General features: G+C 74.5%; 23 protein-coding genes and 1 riboswitch. Of the genes, 10 read left to right on the forward strand and 13 right to left on the reverse strand.

Features of this window, described 5'->3' with window-relative positions; translation table 11 throughout:
* The first annotated feature begins 59 nt into the window (after nt 1–59).
* The 4 genes from ACI79D_RS05395 to ACI79D_RS05410 all read left to right on the forward strand — a co-directional run bounded on the left by ACI79D_RS05395 (nt 60) and on the right by ACI79D_RS05410 (nt 4,168).
* Entirely contained in the window at nt 60–836 is a 777-nt protein-coding gene (locus ACI79D_RS05395; RefSeq protein WP_456917292.1) for an enoyl-CoA hydratase/isomerase family protein, read from the forward strand.
* A gap of 86 nt (nt 837–922) precedes the next feature.
* Nucleotides 923–2,815, forward strand: a complete 1,893-nt coding sequence (locus ACI79D_RS05400) for an ABC transporter ATP-binding protein (protein ID WP_456917293.1) — start codon at nt 923–925, stop codon at nt 2,813–2,815.
* Nucleotides 2,816–2,858: 43 nt separating this feature from the next.
* The gene (locus tag ACI79D_RS05405) at nt 2,859–3,323 is read left to right on the forward strand and encodes an SgcJ/EcaC family oxidoreductase (protein ID WP_456917294.1); all 465 of its coding nucleotides are present in this window, start codon (nt 2,859–2,861) and stop codon (nt 3,321–3,323) included.
* Nucleotides 3,320–4,168, forward strand: coding sequence for a sulfurtransferase (locus ACI79D_RS05410; RefSeq protein WP_456917295.1), 849 nt, complete (start codon nt 3,320–3,322; stop codon nt 4,166–4,168). The genes ACI79D_RS05405 and ACI79D_RS05410 overlap by 4 nt, the downstream gene beginning before the upstream one ends.
* A 10-nt stretch (nt 4,169–4,178) precedes the next feature.
* Here ACI79D_RS05410 and ACI79D_RS05415 read toward each other — a convergent pair whose 3' ends face one another.
* The 6 genes from ACI79D_RS05415 to ACI79D_RS05440 all read right to left on the reverse strand — a co-directional run bounded on the left by ACI79D_RS05415 (nt 4,179) and on the right by ACI79D_RS05440 (nt 11,434).
* Entirely contained in the window at nt 4,179–5,801 is a 1,623-nt protein-coding gene (locus ACI79D_RS05415; protein ID WP_456917296.1) for a multicopper oxidase family protein, read from the reverse strand.
* A gap of 128 nt (nt 5,802–5,929) precedes the next feature.
* Nucleotides 5,930–6,244, reverse strand: coding sequence for a DMT family transporter (locus tag ACI79D_RS05420; protein WP_456917297.1), 315 nt, complete (start codon nt 6,242–6,244; stop codon nt 5,930–5,932).
* A gap of 9 nt (nt 6,245–6,253) precedes the next feature.
* Nucleotides 6,254–6,321, reverse strand: a riboswitch (guanidine-III (ykkC-III) riboswitch).
* A gap of 9 nt (nt 6,322–6,330) precedes the next feature.
* On the reverse strand, nt 6,331–7,047 hold the full coding sequence (locus ACI79D_RS05425; protein ID WP_456917298.1) for a hypothetical protein: 717 nt from the start codon (nt 7,045–7,047) through the stop codon (nt 6,331–6,333).
* A gap of 48 nt (nt 7,048–7,095) precedes the next feature.
* The gene (locus tag ACI79D_RS05430) at nt 7,096–7,812 is read right to left on the reverse strand and encodes a sirohydrochlorin chelatase (protein ID WP_456917299.1); all 717 of its coding nucleotides are present in this window, start codon (nt 7,810–7,812) and stop codon (nt 7,096–7,098) included.
* A gap of 11 nt (nt 7,813–7,823) precedes the next feature.
* The gene (locus ACI79D_RS05435) at nt 7,824–8,585 is read right to left on the reverse strand and encodes an SDR family oxidoreductase (protein ID WP_456917300.1); all 762 of its coding nucleotides are present in this window, start codon (nt 8,583–8,585) and stop codon (nt 7,824–7,826) included.
* Between the two features lie 14 nt (nt 8,586–8,599).
* Nucleotides 8,600–11,434 carry an aconitate hydratase gene (locus ACI79D_RS05440; RefSeq protein ID WP_456917301.1) on the reverse strand — a complete coding sequence of 945 codons (2,835 nt, stop codon included), beginning with the start codon at nt 11,432–11,434 and terminating at the stop codon, nt 8,600–8,602.
* 134 nt (nt 11,435–11,568) lie between these two features.
* Here ACI79D_RS05440 and ACI79D_RS05445 point away from each other — a divergent pair, with 134 nt between their 5' ends.
* A complete protein-coding gene (locus tag ACI79D_RS05445) occupies nt 11,569–12,318 on the forward strand; it encodes an SIR2 family NAD-dependent protein deacylase (protein ID WP_456917302.1) in 750 nt (249 codons plus the stop codon).
* A 43-nt stretch (nt 12,319–12,361) separates the two neighbouring features.
* On the opposite strand, the gene ACI79D_RS05450 is transcribed toward ACI79D_RS05445, so the two are convergent.
* Nucleotides 12,362–12,631 (reverse strand): hypothetical protein, encoded by a 270-nt coding sequence (locus ACI79D_RS05450; RefSeq protein ID WP_456917303.1) that lies wholly within the window; start codon nt 12,629–12,631, stop codon nt 12,362–12,364.
* 155 nt (nt 12,632–12,786) lie between these two features.
* Here ACI79D_RS05450 and ACI79D_RS05455 point away from each other — a divergent pair, with 155 nt between their 5' ends.
* The 5 genes from ACI79D_RS05455 to ACI79D_RS05475 all read left to right on the forward strand — a co-directional run bounded on the left by ACI79D_RS05455 (nt 12,787) and on the right by ACI79D_RS05475 (nt 19,526).
* Nucleotides 12,787–14,322, forward strand: coding sequence for an AMP-binding protein (locus ACI79D_RS05455; RefSeq protein WP_456917304.1), 1,536 nt, complete (start codon nt 12,787–12,789; stop codon nt 14,320–14,322).
* Between the two features lie 296 nt (nt 14,323–14,618).
* Nucleotides 14,619–15,917 carry an NlpC/P60 family protein gene (locus ACI79D_RS05460; RefSeq protein ID WP_456917305.1) on the forward strand — a complete coding sequence of 433 codons (1,299 nt, stop codon included), beginning with the start codon at nt 14,619–14,621 and terminating at the stop codon, nt 15,915–15,917.
* A 326-nt stretch (nt 15,918–16,243) separates the two neighbouring features.
* Nucleotides 16,244–17,557: an AAA family ATPase gene (locus ACI79D_RS05465; protein ID WP_456917306.1), complete on the forward strand. Its 1,314-nt coding sequence runs from the start codon at nt 16,244–16,246 to the stop codon at nt 17,555–17,557.
* Nucleotides 17,554–18,573, forward strand: coding sequence for a DUF58 domain-containing protein (locus ACI79D_RS05470; protein ID WP_456917307.1), 1,020 nt, complete (start codon nt 17,554–17,556; stop codon nt 18,571–18,573). Before ACI79D_RS05465 ends, ACI79D_RS05470 begins: the two co-directional genes overlap by 4 nt.
* On the forward strand, nt 18,570–19,526 hold the full coding sequence (locus ACI79D_RS05475) for a VWA domain-containing protein (protein WP_456917308.1): 957 nt from the start codon (nt 18,570–18,572) through the stop codon (nt 19,524–19,526). The genes ACI79D_RS05470 and ACI79D_RS05475 overlap by 4 nt, the downstream gene beginning before the upstream one ends.
* 67 nt (nt 19,527–19,593) lie before the next feature.
* Here ACI79D_RS05475 and ACI79D_RS05480 read toward each other — a convergent pair whose 3' ends face one another.
* The 6 genes from ACI79D_RS05480 to ACI79D_RS05505 all read right to left on the reverse strand — a co-directional run bounded on the left by ACI79D_RS05480 (nt 19,594) and on the right by ACI79D_RS05505 (nt 24,583).
* The gene (locus ACI79D_RS05480) at nt 19,594–20,565 is read right to left on the reverse strand and encodes a quinone oxidoreductase family protein (protein ID WP_456917309.1); all 972 of its coding nucleotides are present in this window, start codon (nt 20,563–20,565) and stop codon (nt 19,594–19,596) included.
* Nucleotides 20,566–20,664: 99 nt separating this feature from the next.
* Entirely contained in the window at nt 20,665–21,582 is a 918-nt protein-coding gene (locus ACI79D_RS05485; RefSeq protein WP_456917310.1) for a hypothetical protein, read from the reverse strand.
* 210 nt (nt 21,583–21,792) lie between these two features.
* A complete protein-coding gene (gene msrA, locus ACI79D_RS05490) occupies nt 21,793–22,308 on the reverse strand; it encodes a peptide-methionine (S)-S-oxide reductase MsrA (RefSeq protein ID WP_456917311.1) in 516 nt (171 codons plus the stop codon).
* Nucleotides 22,309–22,475: 167 nt separating this feature from the next.
* Nucleotides 22,476–22,889 (reverse strand): helix-turn-helix domain-containing protein, encoded by a 414-nt coding sequence (locus ACI79D_RS05495; protein ID WP_456917312.1) that lies wholly within the window; start codon nt 22,887–22,889, stop codon nt 22,476–22,478.
* 192 nt (nt 22,890–23,081) lie between these two features.
* Nucleotides 23,082–23,885 (reverse strand): MBL fold metallo-hydrolase, encoded by an 804-nt coding sequence (locus ACI79D_RS05500; protein WP_456917313.1) that lies wholly within the window; start codon nt 23,883–23,885, stop codon nt 23,082–23,084.
* Nucleotides 23,886–24,010: 125 nt separating this feature from the next.
* Nucleotides 24,011–24,583 (reverse strand): CAP domain-containing protein, encoded by a 573-nt coding sequence (locus tag ACI79D_RS05505; protein ID WP_456917314.1) that lies wholly within the window; start codon nt 24,581–24,583, stop codon nt 24,011–24,013.
* Between the last annotated feature and the right edge of the window lie 133 nt (nt 24,584–24,716).

Here is a 24,716-nt window from a genome sequence, read left to right on the forward strand (position 1 = left end):
TCGACCAACGACGCAGCACCTCCGGGCGCGCGCTCGACGAGCGCCAGCGAGGCGGGCGCGTGATCGCCGGGGACTCCGGCGGCTGGGTGAGGACGGCGCGCAGCGGCGCCGTCCTCACCGTCACGCTGGACCGCCCCGACCAGCTGAACGCGCAGACCCCCGCCACCTGGGCCGCCCTGGCCGCCGTGGGGGAGTCGCTGGACGACGACGTCCGGGTCGTCGTCGTGCGCGGAGCCGGCCGGTCGTTCTCGGCGGGCCTGGACCGCAGCCTGTTCAGCACCGACCCCGGGACCGCGGGCGGCCTGGCCGAGCTGGGGCGGCTGCCGGCCGAGGAGACCCAGGAGCGGATCCGCCGCTACCAGGCCGGCTTCCGCTGGCTGCGCGCACCCGGGATCGTCTCGGTGGCCGCGGTGCAGGGGCACGCCATCGGCGCCGGCGCCCAGCTGGCGCTCGCCTGTGACCTGCGGGTCCTCACCGAGGACGCCCTGCTGCGGCTGCCCGAGGCGACGCTGGGGCTGGTCCCCGACCTCACCGGCACCAGCACGCTGGTGGAGCTGGTCGGCTACTCGCGGGCGCTGGAGATCTGCCTGACCGGCCGCGCCGTGGGGGCGGAGGAGGCGCGGGCCGTCGGGCTGGCCAACGCCGTCGTCCCGGCGGCCGACCTGGACACCGCGGTCGCGGCGCTGGTCGCCGCCCTCACCGCGACGCCGGTGGCGGCCGCCCGGGAGACCGCGGCCCTGGTCCGGTCCGCCGTCCGCAGCGACCCCGCCGCCCAGGACGCCGCGGAGCGGGCGGCGCAGACCCGGCGGCTGCGGGAGCTGGCCGCGGGCGGCTGAACCGTCGCAGGGTGCTGGGAGAATCCTCCCTGGAACAGGCCGTCCGACGGGGGTGTTGGCCGGTCGAGAAGGGGGGTGGCGTGGACGTGAGCGGTCCCATGACCTCGATGGCGGCGATGCGCTCGTTCCGCCGCGACCCGTCGGTCACCGCGCGCGAGCTGCCGAAGGGCACCGTGCGCCGCATCCTCGGCGTGGCCCGGCCGTACCGGCGGGACCTGACGTTCTTCGTGCTGCTGGTGATCGGCTCGTCGGTGATCGGGGTGCTCACCCCGCTGCTGGCCGGGCGGATCATCAACCGGATCGCGGGCCTGGAGGGCACGGCGGCCGACATCGTCCGGATCGCGCTGCTCATCGCCGCCCTGGCGGTCCTCGACGCCGGCATCTCGCTGGCCACCCGCTGGTACTCCGCCCGCATCGGCGAGGGCGTCATCTACGACCTGCGCAGCCGGGTCTTCGAGCACGTGCAGCGGATGCCGGTCGCCTTCTTCACCCGGACGCAGACCGGCGCGCTGGTCAGCCGGCTCAACAACGACGTCATCGGCGCGCAGCAGGCGTTCACCTCGACCCTGTCGGGGGTGCTGTCCAACGCCATCGGCCTGGTGCTCACCGCGGGCGTGATGTTCAGCCTCTCCTGGCAGATCACCGCGCTGTCGCTCGCGCTGGTCCCGGTGTTCGTCCTCCCCGCCCGCCGGATCGGGCGCCGGCTGCAGGAGATCACCCGGGAGTCCTACGGCCTCAACGCGTCGATGAACGCGATCATGACCGAGCGGTTCAACGTGGCGGGCGCACTGCTGGTGAAGCTCTTCGGCCGGCCCGGCGCCGAGGCCGAGGGGTTCCGCGGCCGTGCGGCGCGGGTCCGCGACATCGGCGTCCTGTCGGCCATGTACGGGCGCACCTTCTTCACCGCGCTGACCCTCGTCGCGGCCCTGGCGACCGCGCTGGTCTACGGCCTCGGCGGCTGGCTGGCGTTCACCGGGTCGCTGAGCCCGGGCGACGTCGTCGCCCTCGCCCTGCTGCTGTCCCGGCTCTACGGGCCGCTGACCGCGCTGTCCAACGTCCGCGTCGACGTGATGAGCGCGATGGTCAGCTTCGACCGGGTCTTCGAGGTGCTCGACCTGCAGCCGATGATCCGCGAGGAGCCCGACGCCGTCCCGGTGCCGGCGGGGGACCGGTCGATCGAGTTCGACCACGTGTCGTTCAGCTACCCGTCGGCGGCGGAGGTCTCGCTGCCGTCACTGGAGGACGTTTCCCTGCCCGAGCACGGCGGGCCGACCGCCGTCCTGCACGACGTCAGCTTCCGCGTGGAGCCGGGGCAGCTGGTGGCCCTGGTCGGCCACTCCGGCGCGGGGAAGTCGACGATCGCCAACCTGGTGCCGCGGCTGTACGACGCGACCGGCGGAACCGTCCGGGTCGGCGGCGTCGACGTCCGCTCGGTGACGCTGGCCTCGCTGCGCGACGCGATCGGGGTGGTCAGCCAGGACGCGCACCTGTTCCACGACACGATCCGCGCCAACCTGCTCTACGCCCGGCCCGAGGCCACCGAGGAGGAGCTGGAGGCGGCGCTCGCCGGGGCGCGGATCGCCGGGCTGGTCCGCTCGCTGCCCGACGGGCTCGACACCGTCGTCGGCGACCGCGGCTACCGGCTCTCCGGCGGGGAGAAGCAGCGGCTGGCGATCGCCCGGGTGCTGCTCAAGGCGCCCGGCATCGTGATCCTCGACGAGGCGACCGCGCACCTGGACAGCGAGTCGGAGGTGGCGGTGCAGCACGCGCTCGACACCGCGCTGACCGGTCGCACGTCGCTCGTGATCGCCCACCGGCTGTCGACCATCCGCAGCGCCGACCAGATCCTCGTCATCGACGACGGTCGCATCGTGGAGTCGGGCACACACGCGGAGTTGCTGGCGCTCGGCGGCCGGTACGCCGACCTCTACCGCACCCAGTTCGCGGTCGGCGAGGGGCGGACGGTCGGCGCGGCGTGACCACTACCGTTCCTCCTGTCCCAGCAACGCAGGAGGAGCCAGCGTGACGTCCGCGCACCCGAACGACGCCCAGATCCGTGCGCTCTACGCCCAGTTCCTCGACGGCTGGAACCGGCGCAGCGGCGCCGCGGTCGCGGCCGCCTTCGCCGACGACGGCGACATCATCGGGTACGACGGCACGCACCACCACGGGCGGCTGGCCATCGCCGCCGACTTCCGGCAGATCTTCGGGAGCCACCAGACGGCCACCTACGTGGCGGTGATCCGCACCGTGCGGCCCGTGGCGGCGGGCGTCGCGGTGCTCCTCGCCCACGCCGGGATGATCCCGCCCGGGCACAACGACGTCGATCCGCGCTTCCACACCATCCACACGCTGGTCGCGGTCGACGAGGGCAGCGGCCGCTGGCGGATCTCCCTGCTGCAGGCGACGCCCGCCGCGTGGCAGCAGCACCCCGAGGCCCGCGAGGCGCTGACCCAGGAGCTGCGCGGGCTGCTGGCGCCGCAGTGACCCGGACGCCGGTGCTGGTCGCGGTCGAGGAGCTGCTGCGCCGGCGGGGGAGGGTCGTGCTGCTCGACGTCCGCTGGGCGCTCGGGTACGACGCCGCGCGGTCCCGGGCGGAGTACCTGACCGGCCACCTCCCCGGCGCGGTGCTCGTCGACCTCGACGCCGAGCTGGCCGGCCCGCCGTCGGCCGCGGCCGGCCGCCACCCGTTGCCGTCGGTACAGCGACTGCAGTCCGCAGCCCGCCGGTGGGGGATCCGGGACGGCGACCCGGTCGTGGCCTACGACGACAGCGGCGGCCTCGCCGCGGCGCGGGCCTGGTGGCTGCTGCGCTGGGGCGGGCTGGCCGACGTCCGGCTGCTCGACGGCGGCCTCGCGGCGTGGCGGCGCGCCGGCGGCCCGCTGGAGACCGGTGACGTCGTCCCCGCGCCCGGCGACGTGACCCTCACCCCCGGCGGGATGCCCGTGCTCACCATCGACGAGGCGGCGGCCCTGCCCGGCGCGGGCGGGGTGCTCCTCGACGCCCGCGCCGGCGAGCGCTACCGCGGCGAGACCGAGCCGGTCGACCCCCGCGCCGGTCACGTCCCCGGAGCGGTGAGCGCCCCCACCACCGGCAACCTCGCCGACGACGGCACGTTCCTTCCAGCCGCTGTACTGGGCGAGCGGTTCGCCGGCCTGGGCGCCGTCCCCGGGCGCGCGGTGGGCGCCTACTGCGGATCGGGGGTCACCGCCGCGCACGAGGTCGCCGCCCTCGCGGTGGCCGGCCTCGACGCGGCGCTGTGGCCCGGCTCGTGGTCCCAGTGGTCGGCCGACCCCGATCGCCCCGCGGCCACCGGCCCGGACGCCGGCTGAGCCCCGGCCGTCACGACGCCGGCAGGTCCTGCGCCGGGGCGGAGAAGGGGTCGTTCTCGGGGGTGTCCTGCCCCACCCGGAACTGGTGCATCATGTCGTGGTCCTCGTGGCTGGTGTTGTGGCAGTGCAGCATGTACCGGCCGGTGCGGCGGATGGGCTGCCCGGCCGGATCGGTGCCGAGGACCCCGCCGAAGCGGGCGATGATCCGGATGACGTCGTTCTCACCCTGGTAGACGACGTCCTTCGGTCCGCGTTCGTAGGGCTGGGGCGGCTTGCCGTTGCGGCTGAGGATCTTGAAGTCGACCAGGTGCACGTGGATCGGGTGGAACCAGCCCCCGGCGTTGTTCTGCAGCTCCCAGACCTCGACGTCGCCTGGTTGTGGATCGGCGAGGACGTCCTGGAACTCGGAGGCCTCGACGTCGGCCCAGGTCTTCTGGTCGATCGTCCAGTTGCTGTTGTGCCGCCGGAACCGGAGCGCGCGCTTGCGGACCGCATCCGCCTCGGTCAGCTCCATCAGCGGCTTCTCGCCGGGGGCGGCCGGGGGCACCGGTGGCATGGTCAGCGCGGTGTCCGGCACGGTGACCCGGTCGGTCACCTGGAAGGCCATCACCTTGTCGGTGTTGTCGTAGTCGATGGCGTTGTCGATCCCGAGGTTGCGCAGCTCGACCCGCTGGCCCGCGCGGAAGGCGCTGAAGTCGATGACCACCTCGTACCGCTCCGCCATGGCGGCCGTCAGCGTGGTCACGGTGACGGGCGCCGGCATCAGGCCCCCGTCGGTGGCCACCACCGTGATCGGCGCCTCGGGGGAGAGTCTCAGCCGGTAGCCGCGACCGAGTGAGGCGACCAGGATGCGGAACCGGTAGCGGCGCCGCTCCACCGGCATGACCGGCCACGGGACACCGTTGACCAGGATGACGTCGCCGTTGATGCCGGACTGGCTGTTGTCGTCGAAGAGCAGTTGGCCCTTCTCGGTGAAGGCCGCGTCGTTGATGACCAGCGGGACGTCGTACGGGCCGCTCGGGAGCTGTCCGTCGACCGGGTTCCGGACGACGTACATGCCGGCCAGGCCCATGTAGACGTTCTCCGTCGTCCGCATGACCGCGTGGTCGTGGTACCAGATCGTGCGCTCCTCCTCGATGTTGTCGTAGAGGTAGTCCTTGAACTGGCCCGGCATGGTGAGGTCGTTGGCGTAGCCGTCGTACTGCGGCCGGGACGGCGCCCCGTGCAGGTGCGTCGAGGTCGCCGGCACGTAGCCCAGGGTGGGGTGCTTCTCCGGGAGCCGGTTGGCCTGGCGGACGGCGATCGGCACGCCGCGGGTCGCGCGGATGGTCGGCCCGGGGAACTGGCCGTTGTAGCCCCACATCGTGGTCGTGACGCCGGGCAGGATCCGTGCTTGAAAGGGGCGCTGCGTGATCTCGTAGAGCGGGCGTTGCGCCCCGGCGACCGTGACCGTCCCCGTCGGCAGCAGGTCCTCCGGCTGCCGGAACGGGAGGGTGTAGGGCCGCGGCAGGTTCTTGAACTCCGAGGCGCGCTTGGCCCTGAGCGGACCGGGGAGGAACGGGAAGGTCAGTGCTGCGGTGCCCAGCACGCCGACCTTCAGGGCGTCGCGGCGGGTGAGGGTGGGCTGGTCCATGGCGGTGCTCCTGGTCTCGGTGCCCCCGTGCGGCATCGGTCCCCGTGACCGCCACCCTCGCCGGGTTCCGGAACGGTCCCGAGCCGCCGCTGGGGGGTACTAGGACCCCCGCCCTTGGGGGACCGGCCTCAGTGCAGGACCTTGAGCCCGATCACGCAGCCGACGATCCCGGCCACCAGGAGCAGCCGCACCGCCGACGCCGGCTCCTGGCCGGTGACCATCGCGATCCCGACGGTGAGGGCGGCACCGATGCCGACCCAGACGGCGTAGGCGGTGCCGACCGGGAGCTCCCGCATGGCGAAGGCGAGTCCGCCCATGCTGAGCAGCAGGCTCACGGCGAAGACGATCGAGGGGACCAGCCGGGTGAAACCCTCGGAGCGGCCGAGCGCGGTGGCCCAGACGGCCTCCAGCACGCCGGACAGGACGAGCACGAGCCAGGACACGGTGCCTCCCGGGCGCCGTCTTGTCGCTGTCCGGGTACGGCACCGCTCGTCCGGGGGGCCCGGGAGGAGGCCCGGACCCCAGGCTCTCACACCGGGCCGGCGTCGTCTCCCAGAGCGCGGGCGATCCCGGTCACCACGACGTCGTGGTCGAGCGCGGCGTCCTCCTGCCGGTGCAGGCCGAGTTCGACGACCCGGCCGTCGCACGGCTCCTCCGGGCTGTCGTCAGCGGCCGCGCCGAGCAGCTGCGCCAGCCCGTCGAGCGTGGGCTGCCACAGGCCCGGCCAGTTGCAGCCGGCCGGCACCGCGAAGGCCAGCTGTAGCGCGATCGGACCGGCCGGCAGCGCCGGCTCCCCGGCGAGCTGCTCGCGCACCTGCTCGGTGAACTGCGGCGACCCCGCCGACGTGGTGGTCCGGACGGTGAACCGGCGGTCGCCCTCGGGCTCGGGCACCGGCCGGGCCTCGGCCACGCGCAGCACGGTGTCCTCGCCGGGTGCCTTGGCCGCCCAGACGCTGGCCAGCTCCCACCCGCCCTGGGACTCCAGCCACTCGGCGAGCGGGCAGACGTAGTGCCCCAGGCCGTACTGGTCGAGCAGCCGGACGTCCTCGGGCAGCCCGACGTCGAGCCGCAGCCCCGTGGGCCCGGACGGCGGCGCCCCGAGGACCGACTGGGCGTGGGTGACGAAGGCGCGCACGTGCACCTGGTCGGGGTGGCCGGTCGCCATCCAGCCGGCCAGGCGGGGGGCGATGCCCAGCCGGCGGGGTTCCCCGTCCGGCCGGGCGTAGAAGACGACGTCGGAGCCCATGACGGCAGCCTCGCCCGCCGCGGGCCGGCGGACAACCGAACACCCTCCTCAGGCCGGCAGGGCCGCGTCGTAGCGGTCGAGCAGGACCGCGGCGATCCGCTCGTCGGGCAGCAGCGGAGCGGTGACCGCGTCCGCGCCGGCCGCCGTCAGCTTGTCGTGGAAGTGCCCGGGGGCGAGCAGGTAGGCCGCGAGCACCACCCGGACGGCGCCGGCGGCCCGTGCCGCGGCGACCGCCTCGGGCACCGGCGGTCTCGCGGCCGACCCGTAGCCGGTGGTCACCGGCCCGCCCCACCGCTGCTGCAGCAGTCCGGCGGTGTGCTCGACGTCGGCCCGCGACCGGGGGTCGCTGGACCCGGCGGCGGCGAGGACGACGGCGGTGCGGGGGTCCTGCGGATCGGCGCCCGCGGCCGCCAGCCGGTCGGCCAGCACCGCGACCAGGCGCGGATCGGGCCCCAGCGGCCGGGCGGCGCGGGCGGAGTCGTGCGCCTGCACGGCGCGGGCGATGTCGACGTGCACGTGGTAGCCGCCCGACAGCAGCAGGGGGACGACGACCGCCGCGCGGCCCTGCCCGGAGAGGCCGCTGACCACGTCGGCCACGGTGGGGGGCTGGACGTCGACGAAGGCCGCCGTGGTCTCCAGACCGGGTCGCAGCCGGCGGGCCGCGAGGGCGAGCTCGGCGACCAGCCGGCGGCCGGTCGGGTTGCGTGTCCCGTGCGCGCAGGCGACCAGGACCGGCGCCGCGGCGGGGTCTCCGGCGGAGAGCACGCGTCGGCTCGCTAGAGCGCCCGAAGGACGCCGCCGTCCACCGGGATCATCGCGCCGGTCACGAAGGAGGCGGCGGGGGAGAGGAGGAAGGCCGCCACCCGGCCGAACTCCTCGGGCCGGCCGACCCGCCGCAGCGGGATGCCGGCCTCGGTGCGGGCCCGCATCGCGGCGGCGTCGCCCGAGGCCTGCTCGATGTCGGTGATCCGGTCGGTGGCGATGGTGCCCGGCATCAGCCCGATCACCCGGATGCCGCGGGGCCCCAGCTCGTCGGCCAGCGCCTTGGCCGTCATCGCCAGGCCCGGCCGCAGCCCGTTGGAGATGGCCAGGTGCCCGATCGGCTGGCGGACCGAGGTGGAGAGCACGAAGGCGATCACGGCACCGGCGTCCAGATGCGGCACCAGTGCCTTGACCAGCCGCAGCGGGCCGAGCAGCACGCTCTCCACGCCGTCGCGCCAGTTCTCCTCGGCGGACTCCAGCACCGTCCCCGGCGTCGGTCCGCCGACCGAGACGAGGACGCCGTCGACGCCGCCCAGCTCGGTCAGCGCCGCCTCGACCAGCCGCTCGGCGGCGCCGGGGTCGGCCAGGTCGGCCGCGACCCCGGCCGCCGCCGGCGGCCCGCCCAGCGAGGCGACGGCGGCGTCCACGGAGTCGGGGGAGCGGGAGCTCAGCAGCACCCGCGCCCCGTCGTCGACCAGGGCCCGGGCGGCCGCGAGCCCCAGCCCGCGGCTCGCACCGGTCAGCAGGTAGCGGCGGCCACCCAGGCCCAGGTCCACGTCGACCGGCCGGATCAGGCCGACGCGCCGCGCAGCGAGCGCAGCACGTACTGCATGATCCCGCCGTTGCGGTAGTAGCCCGCCTCACCGGGGGTGTCGATCCGGACGGTGGCGTCGAACTCCACGTCACCGGCCTTCACCTTCACCGTGCGCGGGGTCTCGCCGTCGTTGAGCGCGGTGATCCCGGTGATGGTGAACTCCTCGTCGCCGGTCAGGCCCAGCGACTCGCGGTTCTGGCCTTCGGGGAACTGCAGCGGCAGCACGCCCATGCCGATGAGGTTGGAGCGGTGGATCCGCTCGTAGCTCTCCGCGATGACCGCCTTGACGCCGAGCAGCGCCGTCCCCTTGGCCGCCCAGTCGCGCGACGACCCGGAGCCGTACTCCTTGCCGGCCAGCACGACCAGCGGGATGCCCTGCTCCTGGTAGGCCACCGACGCGTCGTAGATCGACGTCGTCTCGCCGGTGAGGTGGTTCTTGGTGACGCCACCCTCCGTGCCGGGCACGAGCAGGTTGCGCAGCCGGATGTTGGCGAACGTGCCGCGGATCATCACCTCGTGGTTCCCGCGCCGGGAGCCGTAGGAGTTGAAGTCGCGGCGCTCGACGCCGTGCTCCTGCAGGTACCGGCCCGCGGGGCTGTCGGCCTTGATCGAGCCGGCCGGGGAGATGTGGTCGGTGGTCACCGAGTCCCCGAGCACCGCCAGCGTGCGGGCGCCGGTGATGTCCTGCACCGGAGCCGGGGTCTCCGGCATGCCCTCGAAGTACGGGGGCTTGCGGACGTAGGTGCTCTCCGCGTCCCAGGCGAACGTGTCACCGGTCGGCGTGGGCAGGTTCTGCCACTGCTCGGTCCCGGCGAAGACGTCCTCGTAGCTGCGGCCGAACTGCTCCGCCGAGATGGCCTCGTCGATCACCCGCTGGACCTCGGCCGGGGAGGGCCAGATGTCGCGCAGGTACACGTCCTGCCCGTCCTTGCCCTGGCCCAGCGGCTCGGTGGTGATGTCGACGTCCATCGAGCCGGCCAGCGCGTAGGCGATGACCAGCGGCGGGCTGGCCAGGTAGTTCATCTTGACGTCGGGGTTGATCCGGCCCTCGAAGTTGCGGTTGCCCGACAGCACCGAGACCACGGCGAGGTCGGCCTCGTTCACGGCCGCCGAGACCGGCTCCGGCAGCGGGCCGGAGTTGCCGATGCAGGTGGTGCAGCCGTAGCCGACCAGGAAGAAGCCGAGCTTCTCCAGGTACGGGGTGAGGTTGGCCTTCTCGTAGTAGTCCGTGACGACCTTCGAGCCCGGCGCCAGCGTCGTCTTCACCCAGGGCTTGCTCGACAGGCCCAGCTCGACGGCCTTCTTGGCCAACAGGGCGGCGCCGATCATCACCTGCGGGTTGGAGGTGTTGGTGCAGGAGGTGATCGCGGCGATCACCACGTGACCGTGGTCGACGAAGGTCTCCGTGCCGTCCTCGAGCACCACCCGGGTGGGCTTCGAGGGGCGGTCCGGGACGCGGTCGGGGACGACGTGGTGCGGCTTGCCGGCGTCGCCGTTGCCGTGCGCGAACGGGCTCACCGGGTCCGAGGCCGGGAAGGACTCCTCCGAGGCCTCGTCGACGGCCGACTCGGTGTCGCGCGGGGCGTCGTCGTCGTCCTTCTGCATCTCGTCGACCGGCGCGTAGGTGGGCAGCGCCTGCCGGAAGGAGGCCTTGGCGTCGGACAGCGCGACCCGGTCCTGCGGGCGCTTCGGGCCCGCGATCGACGGGACGACGGTGGAGAGGTCCAGCTCCAGGTACTCGGAGAAGGCCGGCTCGCGGGACGCGTCGTGCCAGAGGCCCTGCTCCTTGGCGTAGGCCTCGACCAGCTTCACCTGCTGGTCGCTGCGGCCGGTCAGGCGCAGGTAGCCGATGGTCTCCTCGTCGATGGGGAACATCGCCGCGGTCGAGCCGAACTCCGGGCTCATGTTGCCGATCGTGGCGCGGTTGGCCAGCGGGACGGCGGAGACACCCTCGCCGTAGAACTCGACGAACTTCCCGACCACCCCGTGCTGGCGGAGCATCTCGGTGATCGTGAGGACCAGGTCGGTCGCGGTGGAGCCCTCGGGCAGCTGGCCGGTCAGCTTGAAGCCGACGACCCGCGGGATGAGCATCGACACCGGCTGGCCGAGCATCGCGGCCTCGGCCTCGATGCCGCCGACGCCCCAGCCCAGCACGCCCAGGCCGTTGACCATCGTGGTGTGCGAGTCGGTGCCCACGCAGGTGTCGGGGTAGGCGACGACGCGGTCACCCTCCTGGCGCGGGAACACGACGCGGGCCAGGTGCTCGATGTTGACCTGGTGGACGATGCCGGTGCCCGGGGGCACGACCTTGAAGTCGCTGAACGCGCCCTGGCCCCAGCGGAGGAACTGGTAGCGCTCGCCGTTGCGCTCGTACTCGATCTCGACGTTGCGCTCGAAGGACTCCGGCGTGCCGAAGACGTCGGCGATCACGGAGTGGTCGATCACGAGCTCGGCCGGGGCGAGCGGGTTGATCTTCTGCGGGTCGCCGCCGATCTCGGCCATGGCCTCGCGCATGGTGGCCAGGTCGACGATGCAGGGGACGCCGGTGAAGTCCTGCATGACCACGCGGGCCGGGGTGAACTGGATCTCCTGGTCCGGCTGGGCGTTGGGGTCCCAGTTGGCCAGCGCCCGGATGTGGTCGGCGGTGATGTCGGCGCCGTCCTCGGTGCGCAGCAGGTTCTCGAGGAGCACCTTCAGGCTGAAGGGCAGCTTCTCGGAGCCCTCGACCGCGTCGAGCCGGTAGATGTCGTAGTCGGTGCCGTCGACGCTCAGCGTCGCCCGTGCTCCGAAGCTGTCCTTGCTGGCTGCCACTGCTCTGCGCCTACCCCTCGCTGGTCGATCGCGCTGATTGCCACCCCCGATCATCCCAGCCGCGCCCGCAGGCGCGCAGGTGAGGCGACCCTTGCCTACGTCGTGACGTCCAGCACGGGCCCTACCGTGGCAGCGTGACCCTGCCCGACCCGCTGCCCGCCTGGCTCGCCGAGGCCGGGCGGGTGACCGTCCTGACCGGCGCCGGCATCTCCACCGACAGCGGCATCCCCGACTACCGGGGCCCGAACGGCGTGTGGACCAAGGACCCGGACGCCGAGAAGCTCGTGACGCTGTCGTACTACGTGGCCGACCCCGACATCCGGCGCCGGGCCTGGCTGATGCGGCGCGACCTGCAGGCCCGCGACGTCCGGCCCAACGCCGGCCACGCGGCGCTGGTCGACCTCGAGCGGCAGGGCCGGCTGCGGGCGCTGCTCACCCAGAACATCGACGGGCTGCACCAGGCGGCCGGGTCCTCGCCGGAGCTGGTGCTGGAGCTGCACGGCACGGTGCACGAGGTGGAGTGCCTCGCCTGCCGCGACCGGACGACGATGGCCGCGGCGCTGGCCCGCGTCGAGGCGGGTGAGCCCGACCCGGCCTGCCGGCGCTGCGGCGGCATCCTCAAGTCCGCGACGATCAGCTTCGGCCAGGCGCTCGACGCCGCGGTGGTCGAGGCCGCCGCGGAGGCCGCGACCGACTGCGACGTCTTCCTCGCCGTCGGCACCTCGCTGACCGTGCACCCGGCCGCGGGGCTCATCGATCTGGCGGCCGGGGCGGGGGCGCGGGTCGTCGTCGTCAACGCCGAGCCCACCCCGTACGACGGGCTGGCCGACCTCGTCGTCCGGGAGCCGATCGGCACCTCGCTGCCCCGCCTGGTCGCCCGCTGAGCACCGCCCGGCCCCGGTGTCCCCGGGGCCGGGCGGCGGTCGTTCAGCGGGCCGGCGCGAAGACCCCGGACGGGTCCACCCGGCACCGGACGGCGGCCAGCCGCGCGCAGTCCGCGTCGTTCCACAGCCGCTCGCTCGCCGGGCGGCCCAGGAAGTCCAGCAGCGCGTCGACGGCCTCGGCCGGCAGCTCGCGCAGCGCCGTCCCCCGGTCGTGGGTGGGCATGGGGTCGGTCGGGTCCGTGTGGATGGCGTCGACCGCGGCGAAGGGCATGTCCGCGACGAGGTCCACGAGCGCCGGGGCGACCGCGCGCATCGGCGCCAGCCGGGCCGGGAGGTCGGGCCGTCGGGCCGGTTCCGCGATCCGGCCTGAGTGCCATCCCGCACCGGTCCGGCGCTAGCGTGACGAGGACCACGTCGAGCGGCTGCCGGGCGCCTGCGCGCGGCGGCCCGACCACCCGGGAGCCGGACATGCGCGTGCCTCTGACCACCCGAGACTTCCTCGATCGCGCCGAGCTGGTGTACGGCGACCGCATCGGCATCGTCGACGAGCCCGACCAGCCCGCGCCGTCCCTGGGCGAGCTGACCTACCGCGAGGTCGCCCGCCGGGCCCGCGCGATGCAGGCCGCCCTCGACGAGCTGGGCATCGAGGAGGGCGAGCGGGTCGCCGTCGTCAGCCACAACTCCGGGCGGCTGCTGGAGATGCTGCTCGGCGTCCCGTCGTCGGGACGGGTCCTGGTGCCGATCAACTTCCGGCTGGCGCAGGAGGAGGTCGCCTACATCGTCGGGCACTCCGGAGCCCGCGCGCTGTTCGTGGACCCCGACCTCGAGGCGTCGCTCAAGGGCATCGACGTGGAGCACCGCTTCGGCACGGGGGAGGAGTACGAGCAGCTGCTGCGCTACGACGTCGAGCCGCGGCCGTGGGCGCAGCCCGACGAGGACGCCACCGCCACGATCAACTACACCAGCGGGACGACGGCCCGGCCCAAGGGCGTGCAGATGACCCACCGCAACGAGTGGGTGAACGCGGTGACGTTCGGCATGCACATGCAGGTCAGCGATCGCGACGTCTACCTGCACACGCTGCCGCTGTTCCACTGCAACGGCTGGGGGATGCCGTACGCGCTGGCCGGCCTCGGCGCCCGGCAGGTGCTGCTGCGCAAGGTGGACGGCGCGGAGATCCTCCGGCGGGTGGAGCAGCACGGCATCACGCTGATGTGCGGGGCGCCGGCGGTGTGGAACTCGGTGCTCGAGGCGGCGGCCCACTGGGACGGCGAGGTCCCCGGGCGCGACCAGGTGCGGATCGTGGTCGCCGGGGCGCCGCCGCCGTCGCGGACCATCGCCCGCATCGAGTCCGAGCTGGGCTGGCAGTTCAACCAGATCTACGGCCTCACCGAGACCGCTCCGCTGGTCACCGTGAACCGGCCGCGCGAGGAGCACGACGCGCTCGACCCGGAGGAGCGCGCGAAGAAGCTGTCGCGGGCCGGGGTCCCGGCGCTGGGCACCCGGATGCGGGTCAGCGACTCCGGCGAGGTGCTCGTGCAGAGCAACACGGTGCTGGCCGGCTACTGGAACAACCCCGACGCCTCGGGTGAGGCCCTCGAGGGCGGCTGGTTCCACACCGGCGACGGCGGCTCCATCGACGAGGCCGGCTACCTCACCATCTCCGACCGCAAGAAGGACGTGATCATCACCGGCGGGGAGAACGTCTCGTCGATCGAGGTCGAGGACGTCGTCTTCAGCCACCCGGCGGTCGCGGAGGTCGCCGTCATCGGCATCCCCGACGACAAGTGGGGGGAGCTCGTGACGGCGATCGTCGTCCGCGCCGAGGGGCAGGAGGTCACCGAGGAGGAGATCGTGGCCCACTGCCGCGGCCGGATCGCCGGGTACAAGATCCCCAAGCGGGTGGAGTTCCGCGACGCGCTGGCCCGCACCGCCACCGGCAAGATCCAGAAGTTCAAGCTGCGCGAGGCCTTCTGGTCCACCTCGGACCGCCAGGTGCACTGAAGAAGGACCCCGAGAAGGACCCCGTCCTCCCCACCCTTCGCAAGCTCAGGGCGGGGCCCGGGACGGGGCCACCCGACCGCTCGCAGGCTCGCGGCGAGCCTCTGGACGGGGCCACCCTGACCCAGGCTGTCGGGGGTCCTCACCCCACCGGGTGAGGGCCCCCTCAACGGCCTGCCCGTTCTCTCCGATCACCCCACCAGCAGGCGTCCTGCGGGACGCCGACGGTGTCGGGTCGGGGAGAGGTCGGGTCGGTGGGCAGCGGAACGGACACGCGGGGTACGGCCACGAGGGGCGCGGTGCCCCGGTGGCTCCTCCGGGGGATCGGCACGACCGTCGCCGCCCTCGTCGCGGTGGGCGCGGCTCCTGCTGCGGCCCTCGCCGCACCGGGGGACGCCGAGGTCGCCGACGCGCAGGCCGCCCGCGACGCGGCGGCCGCCCAGGTCGGCCAGATCAGCGCGCAGCTCGCCGCGGCCGAGTCCGCCGCGGCCGCCGCGTACCAGGCCGCGCAGATCGCGCTGCAGGAGTACGAGGAGCGCCGCGCCGCCCAGGAGGAGGCGCAGGCCGCCGCCGACGAGGCCGCGGAGGACGCCGATCGCGCCCGGGCGGAGCTGGCCCGCGGCCGTCAGCAGGTCGCCGACTTCGCGCGCTCCACCTACATGCAGGGCAGCACCGCGCCCGGCGCCGAGGCGCTGATGAGCGCCGAGGGCCCGACCCAGCTGCTGGAGCGGGCCGCGCTGCTCGACGCCGCCGGCGACCACCGGGTCGACGTCGTCGACCAGCTGACCGTGCTCGAGCAGGAGGCCGCCGAGGCAGACCGCGCCGCCCAACAGGCGGTGGCGGAGGCCGAGGCCCGGCAGGACGAGGCGGCGGAGTCGCTGGCCGTGGCCCAGGACCAGGAGATCTCGGCGCGCGCCCAGACGGCGGCGCTGGCCGAGCAGCGGGAGGCCTGGCAGGCCGAGCTGGACGAGGCGCAGGAGGCCCTCTACGGCGCCCAGGGCGCCCAGGCCGCGGCGGCCGCGGCCGCCGCGGCGCAGGAGGCGGCCCGCACCACCCCGCCGGCCTCGACCCCGTCCACCTCGGGCGGCAGCTCCTCGGGCGGCAGCTCCTCGGGCGGCTCGTCCGGCGGCTCCGCCGGCGGTGCGCCGGCCCCCGTGCCGACGACGGCCGACTCGCCCTCGGGCTCGGCGGTGCAGACGGCGATCGCCGCGGCCAAGTCGCAGCGCGGCCTGCCCTACAGCTGGGGTGGCGGCAACAGCTCCGGTCCGACCCACGGCATCCCGCCGGACACGGCGATCTACGGCTTCGACTGCTCGGGCCTGACCGAGTACGCCTACGCGCGGGCCGGCGTCGCCATCGGCGGCACCAGCCGCGACCAGTACTGGCGGTTCCGGGACCGCACCGTGGCGGCGTCCGACCTGCAGGCCGGCGACCTGGTGTTCTGGGGCTCCGGCTCGGCCTACACGTCGATCTACCACGTGGCGCTCTACATCGGCGGGGGCCAGGTGATCCAGGCGCCGCAGAGCGGGGACGTCGTGCGGATCTCGTCGATGTGGTTCGGCAGCGACTACTTCGGCGCGGTGCGCCCGACCGGCTGAGGAAGGACCTCACTGCCCCCCACCGCTCACAGGCTCGCGGCGGGCCCCTGCAGCGAGGCCACGCACGGGCCGGGACGTGGGGCGTCGGGCAGCCACGGGGGGAGCTGCCCGACGCAGTGCCGAGGCTAGCAGTCACCCGCCCCCGCGGGCAGGGGTGTGCACACGCCACGCGGACGGTCGGCGCGCCGGACCGCGGGCGACTCGGTGGCCGCCGACGGCGACCCGGCTGCCGTCCAGGAACGTGTAGGACACTGGCGCGGAGACGGGCACGCCGCCCCGTCGCCGGCCTCCTCGAGGCCGCGGACCCGCACGATCATGGGAGTTCCGTGAGCAGCGCCGCCAGCACCCCCCTCGGGCAGTCCGCCGGGTCCCCGGCCGCCGGTCAGCCGGTGCCGCCATCGGCCGACGCTGCGCAGCTGGAGCGCGTGCTCTTCGAGATCAAGCGGGTCATCGTCGGGCAGGACCGGCTGGTCGAGCGGATGCTCGTCTCGCTGCTCGCCCGCGGCCACGTGCTCCTCGAGGGCGTGCCGGGGGTGGCCAAGACCCTCGCGGTGGAGACGCTGGCCACCGTCGTCGGCGGCTCGTTCACCCGCCTGCAGTTCACCCCCGACCTGGTGCCGGCCGACATCATCGGCACCAGGATCTACAAGGCCGGGCAGGACGCCTTCGACACCGAGCTCGGGCCGGTGTTCGCCAACTTCGTCCTCACCGACGAGATCAACCGTGCGCCGGCCAAGGTGCAGTCGGCGCTGCTGGAGGTCATGGCCGAACGGCAGGTCTCCATCGGCGGGGTCACCCACCCGCTGCCCGACCCGTTCCTGGTGCTGGCCACGCAGAACCCGATCGAGTCCGAGGGCGTCTACCCGCTGCCCGAGGCGCAGCGCGACCGCTTCCTGATGAAGGTGCTCGTCGACTACCCGAGCCCCGAGGAGGAGCGGGAGATCATCTACCGGATGGGGTCGACCCCGCCGGTGGCCGAGACGGTGCTGGCTCCGGGCGACCTGCTGCGGATGCAGCGCACCGCCTCCCAGGTGTTCGTCCACCACGCGCTGGTCGACTACGTCGTCCGGCTGGTGGTGGCCACCCGGGCGCCGCGCGAGCACGGCATGGACGACGTCGCCTCGTGGGTCTCCTACGGCGCCAGCCCGCGTGCCTCGCTGGGCCTGATCGCCGCCAGCCGGGCGCTGGCGCTCGTCCGCGGCCGCGACTACGTGCTGCCGCAGGACGTCCTCGACGTCACCGCCGACGTGCTGCGGCACCGGCTGGTGCTCTCCTACGACGCGCTGGCCGACGGCGTGCCCGCCGACCACGTGGTCAAGCGGATCCTCCAGACCGTCCCGCTGCCGCAGGTCACCCCGCGGCAGCGGACCGGCGGCTTCGGCCCGGCCACGCCGGGCGGGCCGGCCGTGCCCGCGTTCGGCCCGCCGCAGGGCGTCCCCCCGTTCGGCCAGCCGGTGCCGCAGTTCGGCGCACCCGGGCCGGCGGCGGGTCCGTTCGCCGGCCGGCCGGGGGAGGCACAGCCCGGCACCGGTGCGCAGGGCCACCCGGGTGTCGGCCCCCAGGGCCACCCGGGCCCGGCCTCGCAGGGCCAGCCGGGGCCGGCCGGCAACGGCTACGCGCCCGGGTCGTCGCCGGCGTGATCCTCCGTCGTCGCTCCGGGAGCTCCGGCACCGCGACGCCGGAGCCGCCCGGGCACGCGCCCACGCCGGGGTCCGGGATCGATCCCGGGTCCGGGGACGGCGCCCCGCCCCGCTTCGCCGAGGGCCCGGCCGACGTCCTGCTGCAGCGGCTGGAGCTCACCGTCCGGCGCCGCCTCGACGGCCTGCTGCAGGGCGACCACCTCGGGCTGGTCCCCGGGTCGGGCACCGAGGCCGGGGACTCGCGCACCTACCACCCCGGCGACGACGTCCGGCGGATGGACTGGCCGGTCACCGCGCGCACGCAGGTGCCGCACGTCCGGGAGACGATCGCCGACCGCGAGCTGGAGACGTGGGCCGTCGTCGACCTCTCGGCGAGCCTGGACTTCGGCACCGCGCGGTGCGAGAAGCGCGACCTCGCGATCGCCGGCCTGGCCGCCGTCAGCCACCTGACCGTCCGCGGCGGCAACCGGCTCGGCGCCGTGGTCACCACGGGGGAGCGGGTGGACCGCTACCCGGCCGCGGCCGGCCGGCTGGCCGCCGACCGGCTGCTGCGTGCGGTGGTGGCCACGCCCCGGGCCGCCGGGGGACGGCGCGGTGACCTCGCGGCCGCGCTGGAGTCGCTGCGCCGCCCGCCGCGCCGACGCGGGCTGGTCGTCGTCGTGTCGGACTTCCTGGGCGACAGCGACTGGGAACGGCCCCTGCGCGGGCTGGCGGGGCGGCACGAGCTGCTCGCCATCGAGGTGGTCGACCCACGCGAGCTGGAGCTGCCCGACGTCGGGCTGCTCACCGTCGTCGACCCGGAGAGCGGCCAGACCCTCGAGGTGCCCACCGGCGACGCGGAGTTCCGCGCCCGGTACGCGGCCGGGGCCGCCGGCCAGCGGCAGGCGATCGCCGCGGCGCTGCGCCGGGCGGGCGCCGGTCACCTGCAGCTGCGCACGGACCGCGACTGGCTCATGGACGTCGTCCGGTTCGTCGCCGACCGCCGGCGCGCCGGCAGCGGAGGAGCCTCCCGATGACCTTCCAGGCACCGCTGTGGCTGCTCGGCCTGCTCGCCGTCGTGGCGCTGGTCGCGCTGTACGTCGTCCTGCAACTGCGCCGCAAGGCCTACGCGGCGCGGTTCACCAATGTCGCACTGCTGGGCAGTCTCGTGCCGAAGCGGCCGGGCTGGCGGCGGCACCTGGCCTTCGGGCTGGTGGCCCTCTCGTTGGCCGCGCTGGTGGTCTCCCTCGCCGTGCCGAGCACCGAGGTGCGGGTGCCCCGCGAGCGGGCGACGGTGATCATGGCCGTCGACGTCTCGCTGTCGATGCAGGCCACCGACATCGAGCCGAGCCGGTTCGAGGCCATGCAGAAGGCGGCCAAGGAGTTCGTCGACGTCCTGCCCGAGCGGATCAACCTGGGGCTGGTGTCCTTCGCCGGAACCGCGACCACGCTGGTCACCCCGACGACCGACCGCGGCCAGGTGCGCAGCGCCATCGACAACCTCGACCTCGCGGAGTCGACGGCGATCGGCGAGGCGGTGTTCACGTCGCTCTCGGCGATCCAGAACTACCAGGCCTCGCTGGAGGCGACCGAGGAGGAGCTGCCGCCGGCCCGGATCGTGCTGCTCTCCGACGGCTACAACACCGTCGGCCGCGACGACACCCAGGCCGTCGACGCCGCCGTCGACGCGGGCATCCCGGTCTCCACGATCGCGTTCGGCACCGACTACGGCACCCTCGACCTCGACGGGGAGCGGGTGCCGGTGCCGGTGGACCGGGAGACCCTCGAGCGGATCGCCGACGACACCGGCGGCAGCTACAGCGAGGCGGCCAGCGCCGCGGAGCTCGAGCAGGTCTACGAGGACCTCGGCAGCCAGATCGGCTACACCACCGAGCCGCGCGACGTCAGCTACTGGTTCGTCCGGGGCGGGGTGCTGCTGGCCCTGCTCGGCGTCGTCCTCAGCCTGCTCTGGACCAACCGCCTGCTGTAGCCCCCGTCCGGCCCCGTCCAGGGCCCCGCCGCGAGCTTGCGAGTGGTGGGGAGGACGGGGTCCTTTCTCAGCGGGAGGGGTCGAGGACCAGCTTGCCGGTGGTGCGGCGGGCGAGCAGGTCCTGGTGGGCCTCCCGGACGGCGGTCAGCGGGTAGCGGCCGCCGGCGATCGGCTTGAGCGCCCCGTCGGCGACCAGCGGCAGCAGCTCGGTCATCGCGTCGTCCATCATGTGCGGCCGGGTCATGCAGTGGGCCAGCCAGAAGCCGATGACCGCGCGGCTCTTCTGCATCAGCGCGCCGGGGTGCACCGGGGCTGCCGGCGTCCGGGCGGCCATCCCGTAGGTGACCAGCCGGCCGAACGGGGCCAGCGCCGACAGCGAGCCGTCGAAGACGTTGCCGCCGGTCATCTCCAGCACCACGTCGACCGGCTTGCCGCCGTTGGCCTCCCGCAGCGCGGCGGCGAAGGCCTTCGGGTCGTCGTCGGCCAGGGCGGGGTCGACGCTGGCGTCGGCGCCGAGCTCCTCGGTGAGCGCCCGCTTCTCCGGGCTGGACGCGGTGGCGATGACCCGGCCGGCGCCCCAGCGCCGGGCCAGCTGGATGGCCAGCGAGCCGACCCCGCCGGCGCCGGCGATGACGACGACGGTGTCGCCGGCGGCCAGGTGGGCGCTGGTGCGCAGCAGGTGCCAGGCGGTGGCGCCCTGGAGGACGACGGCCAGCGCCTGCTCGTCGGAGACGCCGTCGGGTACCGGCCAGGTCAGCCGCGGGTGCGCCGCGACCTTCTCCGCGTAGCCGCCGCCGTCCAGCAGCCCCACGACGCGCGGCCCGCCGCCGGCGGACGTGCCGACGAACTCCGCGCCCGGGACGAGCGGCAGCTGCTGCGGGGCGAGGTAGCTGTCCTCGATCTGGTGGGTGTCGGCGAAGTTGACGCCGGCCGAGGAGACCGCGAAGAGCTGCTGACCGGGGCCCGGGACCGGGTCGGGCAGGTCGACGACGTCGAGGACCTCGGGGCCGCCGAAGCGGGTGATCTGCACGGCTCGCATCCTCCGAGGCTATGGCCATGCGGTGGACCGACGGTGAGCGGTGGTCTCCGGGCGGGGCCCGCTGCAGTGATCGACGTGGAGAGCCCGCCGCGGCGCAGCTCAGCTGACGGGCAACGCTGCGAGCCGGGCGGCCAGTTCCGCGTTGCGCCGCAGGAACGGCTCCCATCCGGTCGGTGCCCGGGCGCTGGGCGCCGACCTGGTGCAGGTCTCCTGCTCCCAGGCGCGGAGTCGGCCGTCCCGGATCCGGAGCCGGACCAGGACGTCGTCCGCCCAGGCGGTGACGTCCTCGTCGCCCTCCCCGCCGGGCGCGGTGACCCGCTGCGGTGCGACCACCCACTGGACCGCCTCGATCTCCTCCTGGAGCCGGGCCGCGGCCTCGTAGGCCTGCGCCGCGGCCGCGGCGTCGCGCCGGACGGTGAGCGCCGCCAGTGCGTCGGCGACCGCCGTCGGCTCCCGGTCCAGCACGGACGCCACGGCGCTCGCCAGCCGGGCGACGGGGGTGTCCTGTCCGCCGCGCAGCCGCGCCAGCTCCCGCTCGCCGGCGGTGCGGGTGGGCCCGGCGTGGCCGAGCGGGTACAGCCGTTCCAGTCCGGACACGGCCAGCCGCACCTTGCGGGCCCCGAGGTAGGGGCCGAAGCAGCGGACCCCCGGTGCCGGCCGGTGCGCGGAGGCGAGGCCGAGACGCGGCGCCTCCGGCGAGGGGTCCAGGCGGATGCTGACGGGCACCTCCAGGCCGCCGACGATCCGGTTCCACGGTGGGAGCGACCGCTCGAGCAGGTTCCGTTCGGCCCAGGCGGCCTCGTGCGCGGAGTCGCAGACCAGCGCCTCGATCCGGGCGACCCGGAGCACCATCCGCCGCAGGTGGCGGCGGTCCCGCAGGTCGCCCCAGTAGGAGCTGACCCGGCGGCGCAGCTCTGCGGCCCGCCCGACGTACAGCACGCGGCCGCTGTCGTCCCGGAAGCGGTACACGCCCGGAGCGGCCGGCAGCGCGGCGACGGCGTCCGGTCGGGCGGGCATGCCCCATCGTGCGCACGGGCGCCGCGCCGGTGCCGGCGCCGCGCCCCACGGCTCCCACGCGTCCCACCGGTTCCGTTGTGTCCCAGCGCCGGCAGGAGACGCGTCGAGGGGGACGCCCCCGTGCAGGGACGTCCCCCTCGCGTCGTCGCACCGATGGCCCCGATCGGCGTCCCGGCTCGATCGTCCGGGACGCGCGATCGGGACCTCAGGTCATCGGGTGGTCTGCGCCTCGCGACGCGGGAGCACCCAGTCGGGCCGCACGTAGTGGCAGGTGTAGCCGAAGGGGACCTTCTGCAGGTAGTCCTGGTGCTCCTCCTCGGCCTCCCAGAACGGGCCGGCCGGCACGACCTCGGTGACGACCTTGCCTGGCCACAGGCCCGAGGCGTCGACGTCGGCGATGGTGTCGAGCGCGACGCGCTGCTGCTCCTCGCTCGTGTAGAAGATCGCCGAGCGGTAGCTCCGGCCCACGTCGTTGCCCTGCCGGTCCTTGGTCGACGGGTCGTGGATCTGGAAGAAGAACTCCAGCAGCTCCCGGAACGAGATCTTCTCGGGGTCGAAGACGATCTCGACCGCCTCGGCGTGGTCACCGTGGTTCCGGTACGTGGCGTTCGGTGTGTCGCCGCCGGAGTACCCGACCCGGGTGGAGAGCACCCCCGGGCGCTTGCGCAGCAGCTCCTGGGCACCCCAGAAGCAGCCGCCGGCGAGGATCGCGGTCTCAGTGGTCACGTGTGCCTCCCTCTGTCTGCAGCACGACGGGTGAACGCCGCGACCGGTGCAGGTGTTTCCTCCTCGGAGCGCGGCTTCGATGCCGGGACGGTCGATGCACCCGAACAGACGCCGACGGCCCGCCGCCCGGGGGTCGGCGGGCCGTCGGCGACGGTTCGTGCGGGTCCTCAGGCGACGTCGGTGCGGGCGTCGGACAGGTACTCGCGCACCGCCGGCTCGGGGACGCGGAAGGACCGGCCGACGCGCACGGCGGCCAGGTCCCCGCCGTGCACGAGGCGGTACACGGTCATCTTCGACACGCGCATGATCGCCGCGACCTCGGCCACGGTGAGGAAGCTGACCCCAGCGCGGGGCGCGGGCCGCTCGATGCCCGGCTGCACCGCGGTCGGGTGCGGGGTCCCCGGTCGCACGGCCATCGGTCGCTGGCCCATCGGGCCGGCGCCGAACTGCGGGCGAACGCCCGGCGACGTGGGGCGGGCTGCCGACTGGGGGCCGGGCACGGCGGGGCGGGTGTAGGGACGCTGGCCGTAGGCGGCCTGGCGGTGGAGAGCCGGAGCGGGGGAGCGCTGGGGCAGGGACACGTCGTTCCTCTCGGTGGCGGTCCACGGGACGCGGGTCTGGCTCGCCGTTGGCGACGCTGTGCGTCCGTGCTGCTACTGACCGTATGAGATCGGCGAGAGGGATGCGAGCACAGTGACGGACGAGACGGACCGGTCCGGTTCGTCAGGAGTTGACCGTGCGCTCACCGGCGGGCCGGCCCTGGCGCGGCGTGCTCAGCCGATCCAGCGGCGCACCTGGCCGGTCAGCACCCGGCCGAACTGCAGCTCCGGGAAGTGGGCGCCGGCGCCGTAGGTGGTGTCGCCCTCGAGTTCGCGGAACAACCGTTCCCGGACCCGCGCGGCGAGCTCGGGGTCGAGGTCGCCCATGGCGTGCCACGAGGTCTCGTCCAGCTGCACGGGGCAGGTGATCGCGTCGCCGAGCAGCAGCGCCCGGTGCACCCCGGAGGACACGACGACCGACAGGTGGCCCGGGGTGTGCCCGGGGGTCATCGTGACGTCGACGCCGGGGACGACGGCGGTGTCGTCGCCGACCAGGTGGATGCGGGCGCCGTCCGTGGTCTGCATCCCGTGCCGGATGTGGGGGAGCATCCGGCTCTCCGGGTTGAGCACGAAGTGCTTCCAGTCGGCCGCGCCGAACCAGAGCTCGGCCCGGGGGAAGGTCGGCCGGCCGGCCAGGTCGAAGAGCCATCCGCAGTGGTCGAGGTGCAGGTGCGTGCAGATGACGACGTCGACGTCCTCGGGCCGCACCCCGGCCGCCCGCAGCCCGGTCATGAGCTGGCCGCCGACGAGCAGCCGCCGGGGGCCGTCGTCGTGCAGGTCCGGACCCAGCCCCGCGTCGACCAGCACCACGTGCGAGCCGGTCCGGACGAGGAAGCAGCCGATCGGCAGCCACGCCTGGCCGTGCCGGTTGAAGAGGTCCTCGTGGCCGTCGGCGGTGACGTGCTCCCCGAAGTAGCCGGGGCTCGTCCGGAACGTGCCGTCGGCGATCGGGTGGACGTCGATGTCGCCGACCCTCATGAGCTGTCCTCCCCACGGTCCCTCGCCGACCTTCCCGCAGGTCGACGCCGACGGCCAGCCGAGGAGGAGGACCCGTGTCCGGGCCGGGCGGGGCTCGATCGTGCAGCCCCGCCCGCCGGCCGGGGTCAGGAGGTGCCGAACATGACCACCCAGTGTCCCCGCGTGACCTCGGGGTACCCGATGTAGGCCCAGCCGACCCCGAAGGTGGTGTACTCCGGGCTCAGCAGCAGCGCGTTGTGGCCGGGGGACTGCTGCCACCACGCCAGCGCGGCGGGGCCCAAGGGGGAGTCGCCGCCCTCGCCCCAGTAGTTGATCTCACCGATCGGGCCGGTGTAGCCGCCGCAGTACTCGGCCCGCTCCACGATCCCCATGCCGCGGGAGTCGATGTGGTCGGATGGCGAGAACCCTCGCTGGGCGGAGTCGAGCGCGCCCCACATGGTCGGCCGGCGCAGCGGCTCGGACGCCGTCAGGGCGGGCAGGCCGTTCTGGGCGCGGTAGGCGTTGATGTTGTCGGCCACCCACTGCTCGTCCTCGTCCCACTGCAGCCCCAGCAGGTCGGGGCCGGAGCCGTAGCCCATGTAGTTGCAGTCCTCGGGCGCGGCGGAGGCCGCGACCGGTGTGGCCAGGACCAGCCCACTGGAGACGGCGACTGCGACGGTGAACGCGCGACCGGTGGTGCGACGACGGCTGCGGGTCATGACGTCCTCCTCGAGGTGGGCGGGGCCGGTCCCGACGCAGGGAGGACGCGACCCGCCCGCTCGGGCAGGACCCGGGTTCAGCGACGACCCCCGTCGGGCTGATCGGTGCGGCACCGCCGCAGCGGGTGCCGCA

Source organism: Geodermatophilus sp. SYSU D00708, assembly GCF_054050115.1.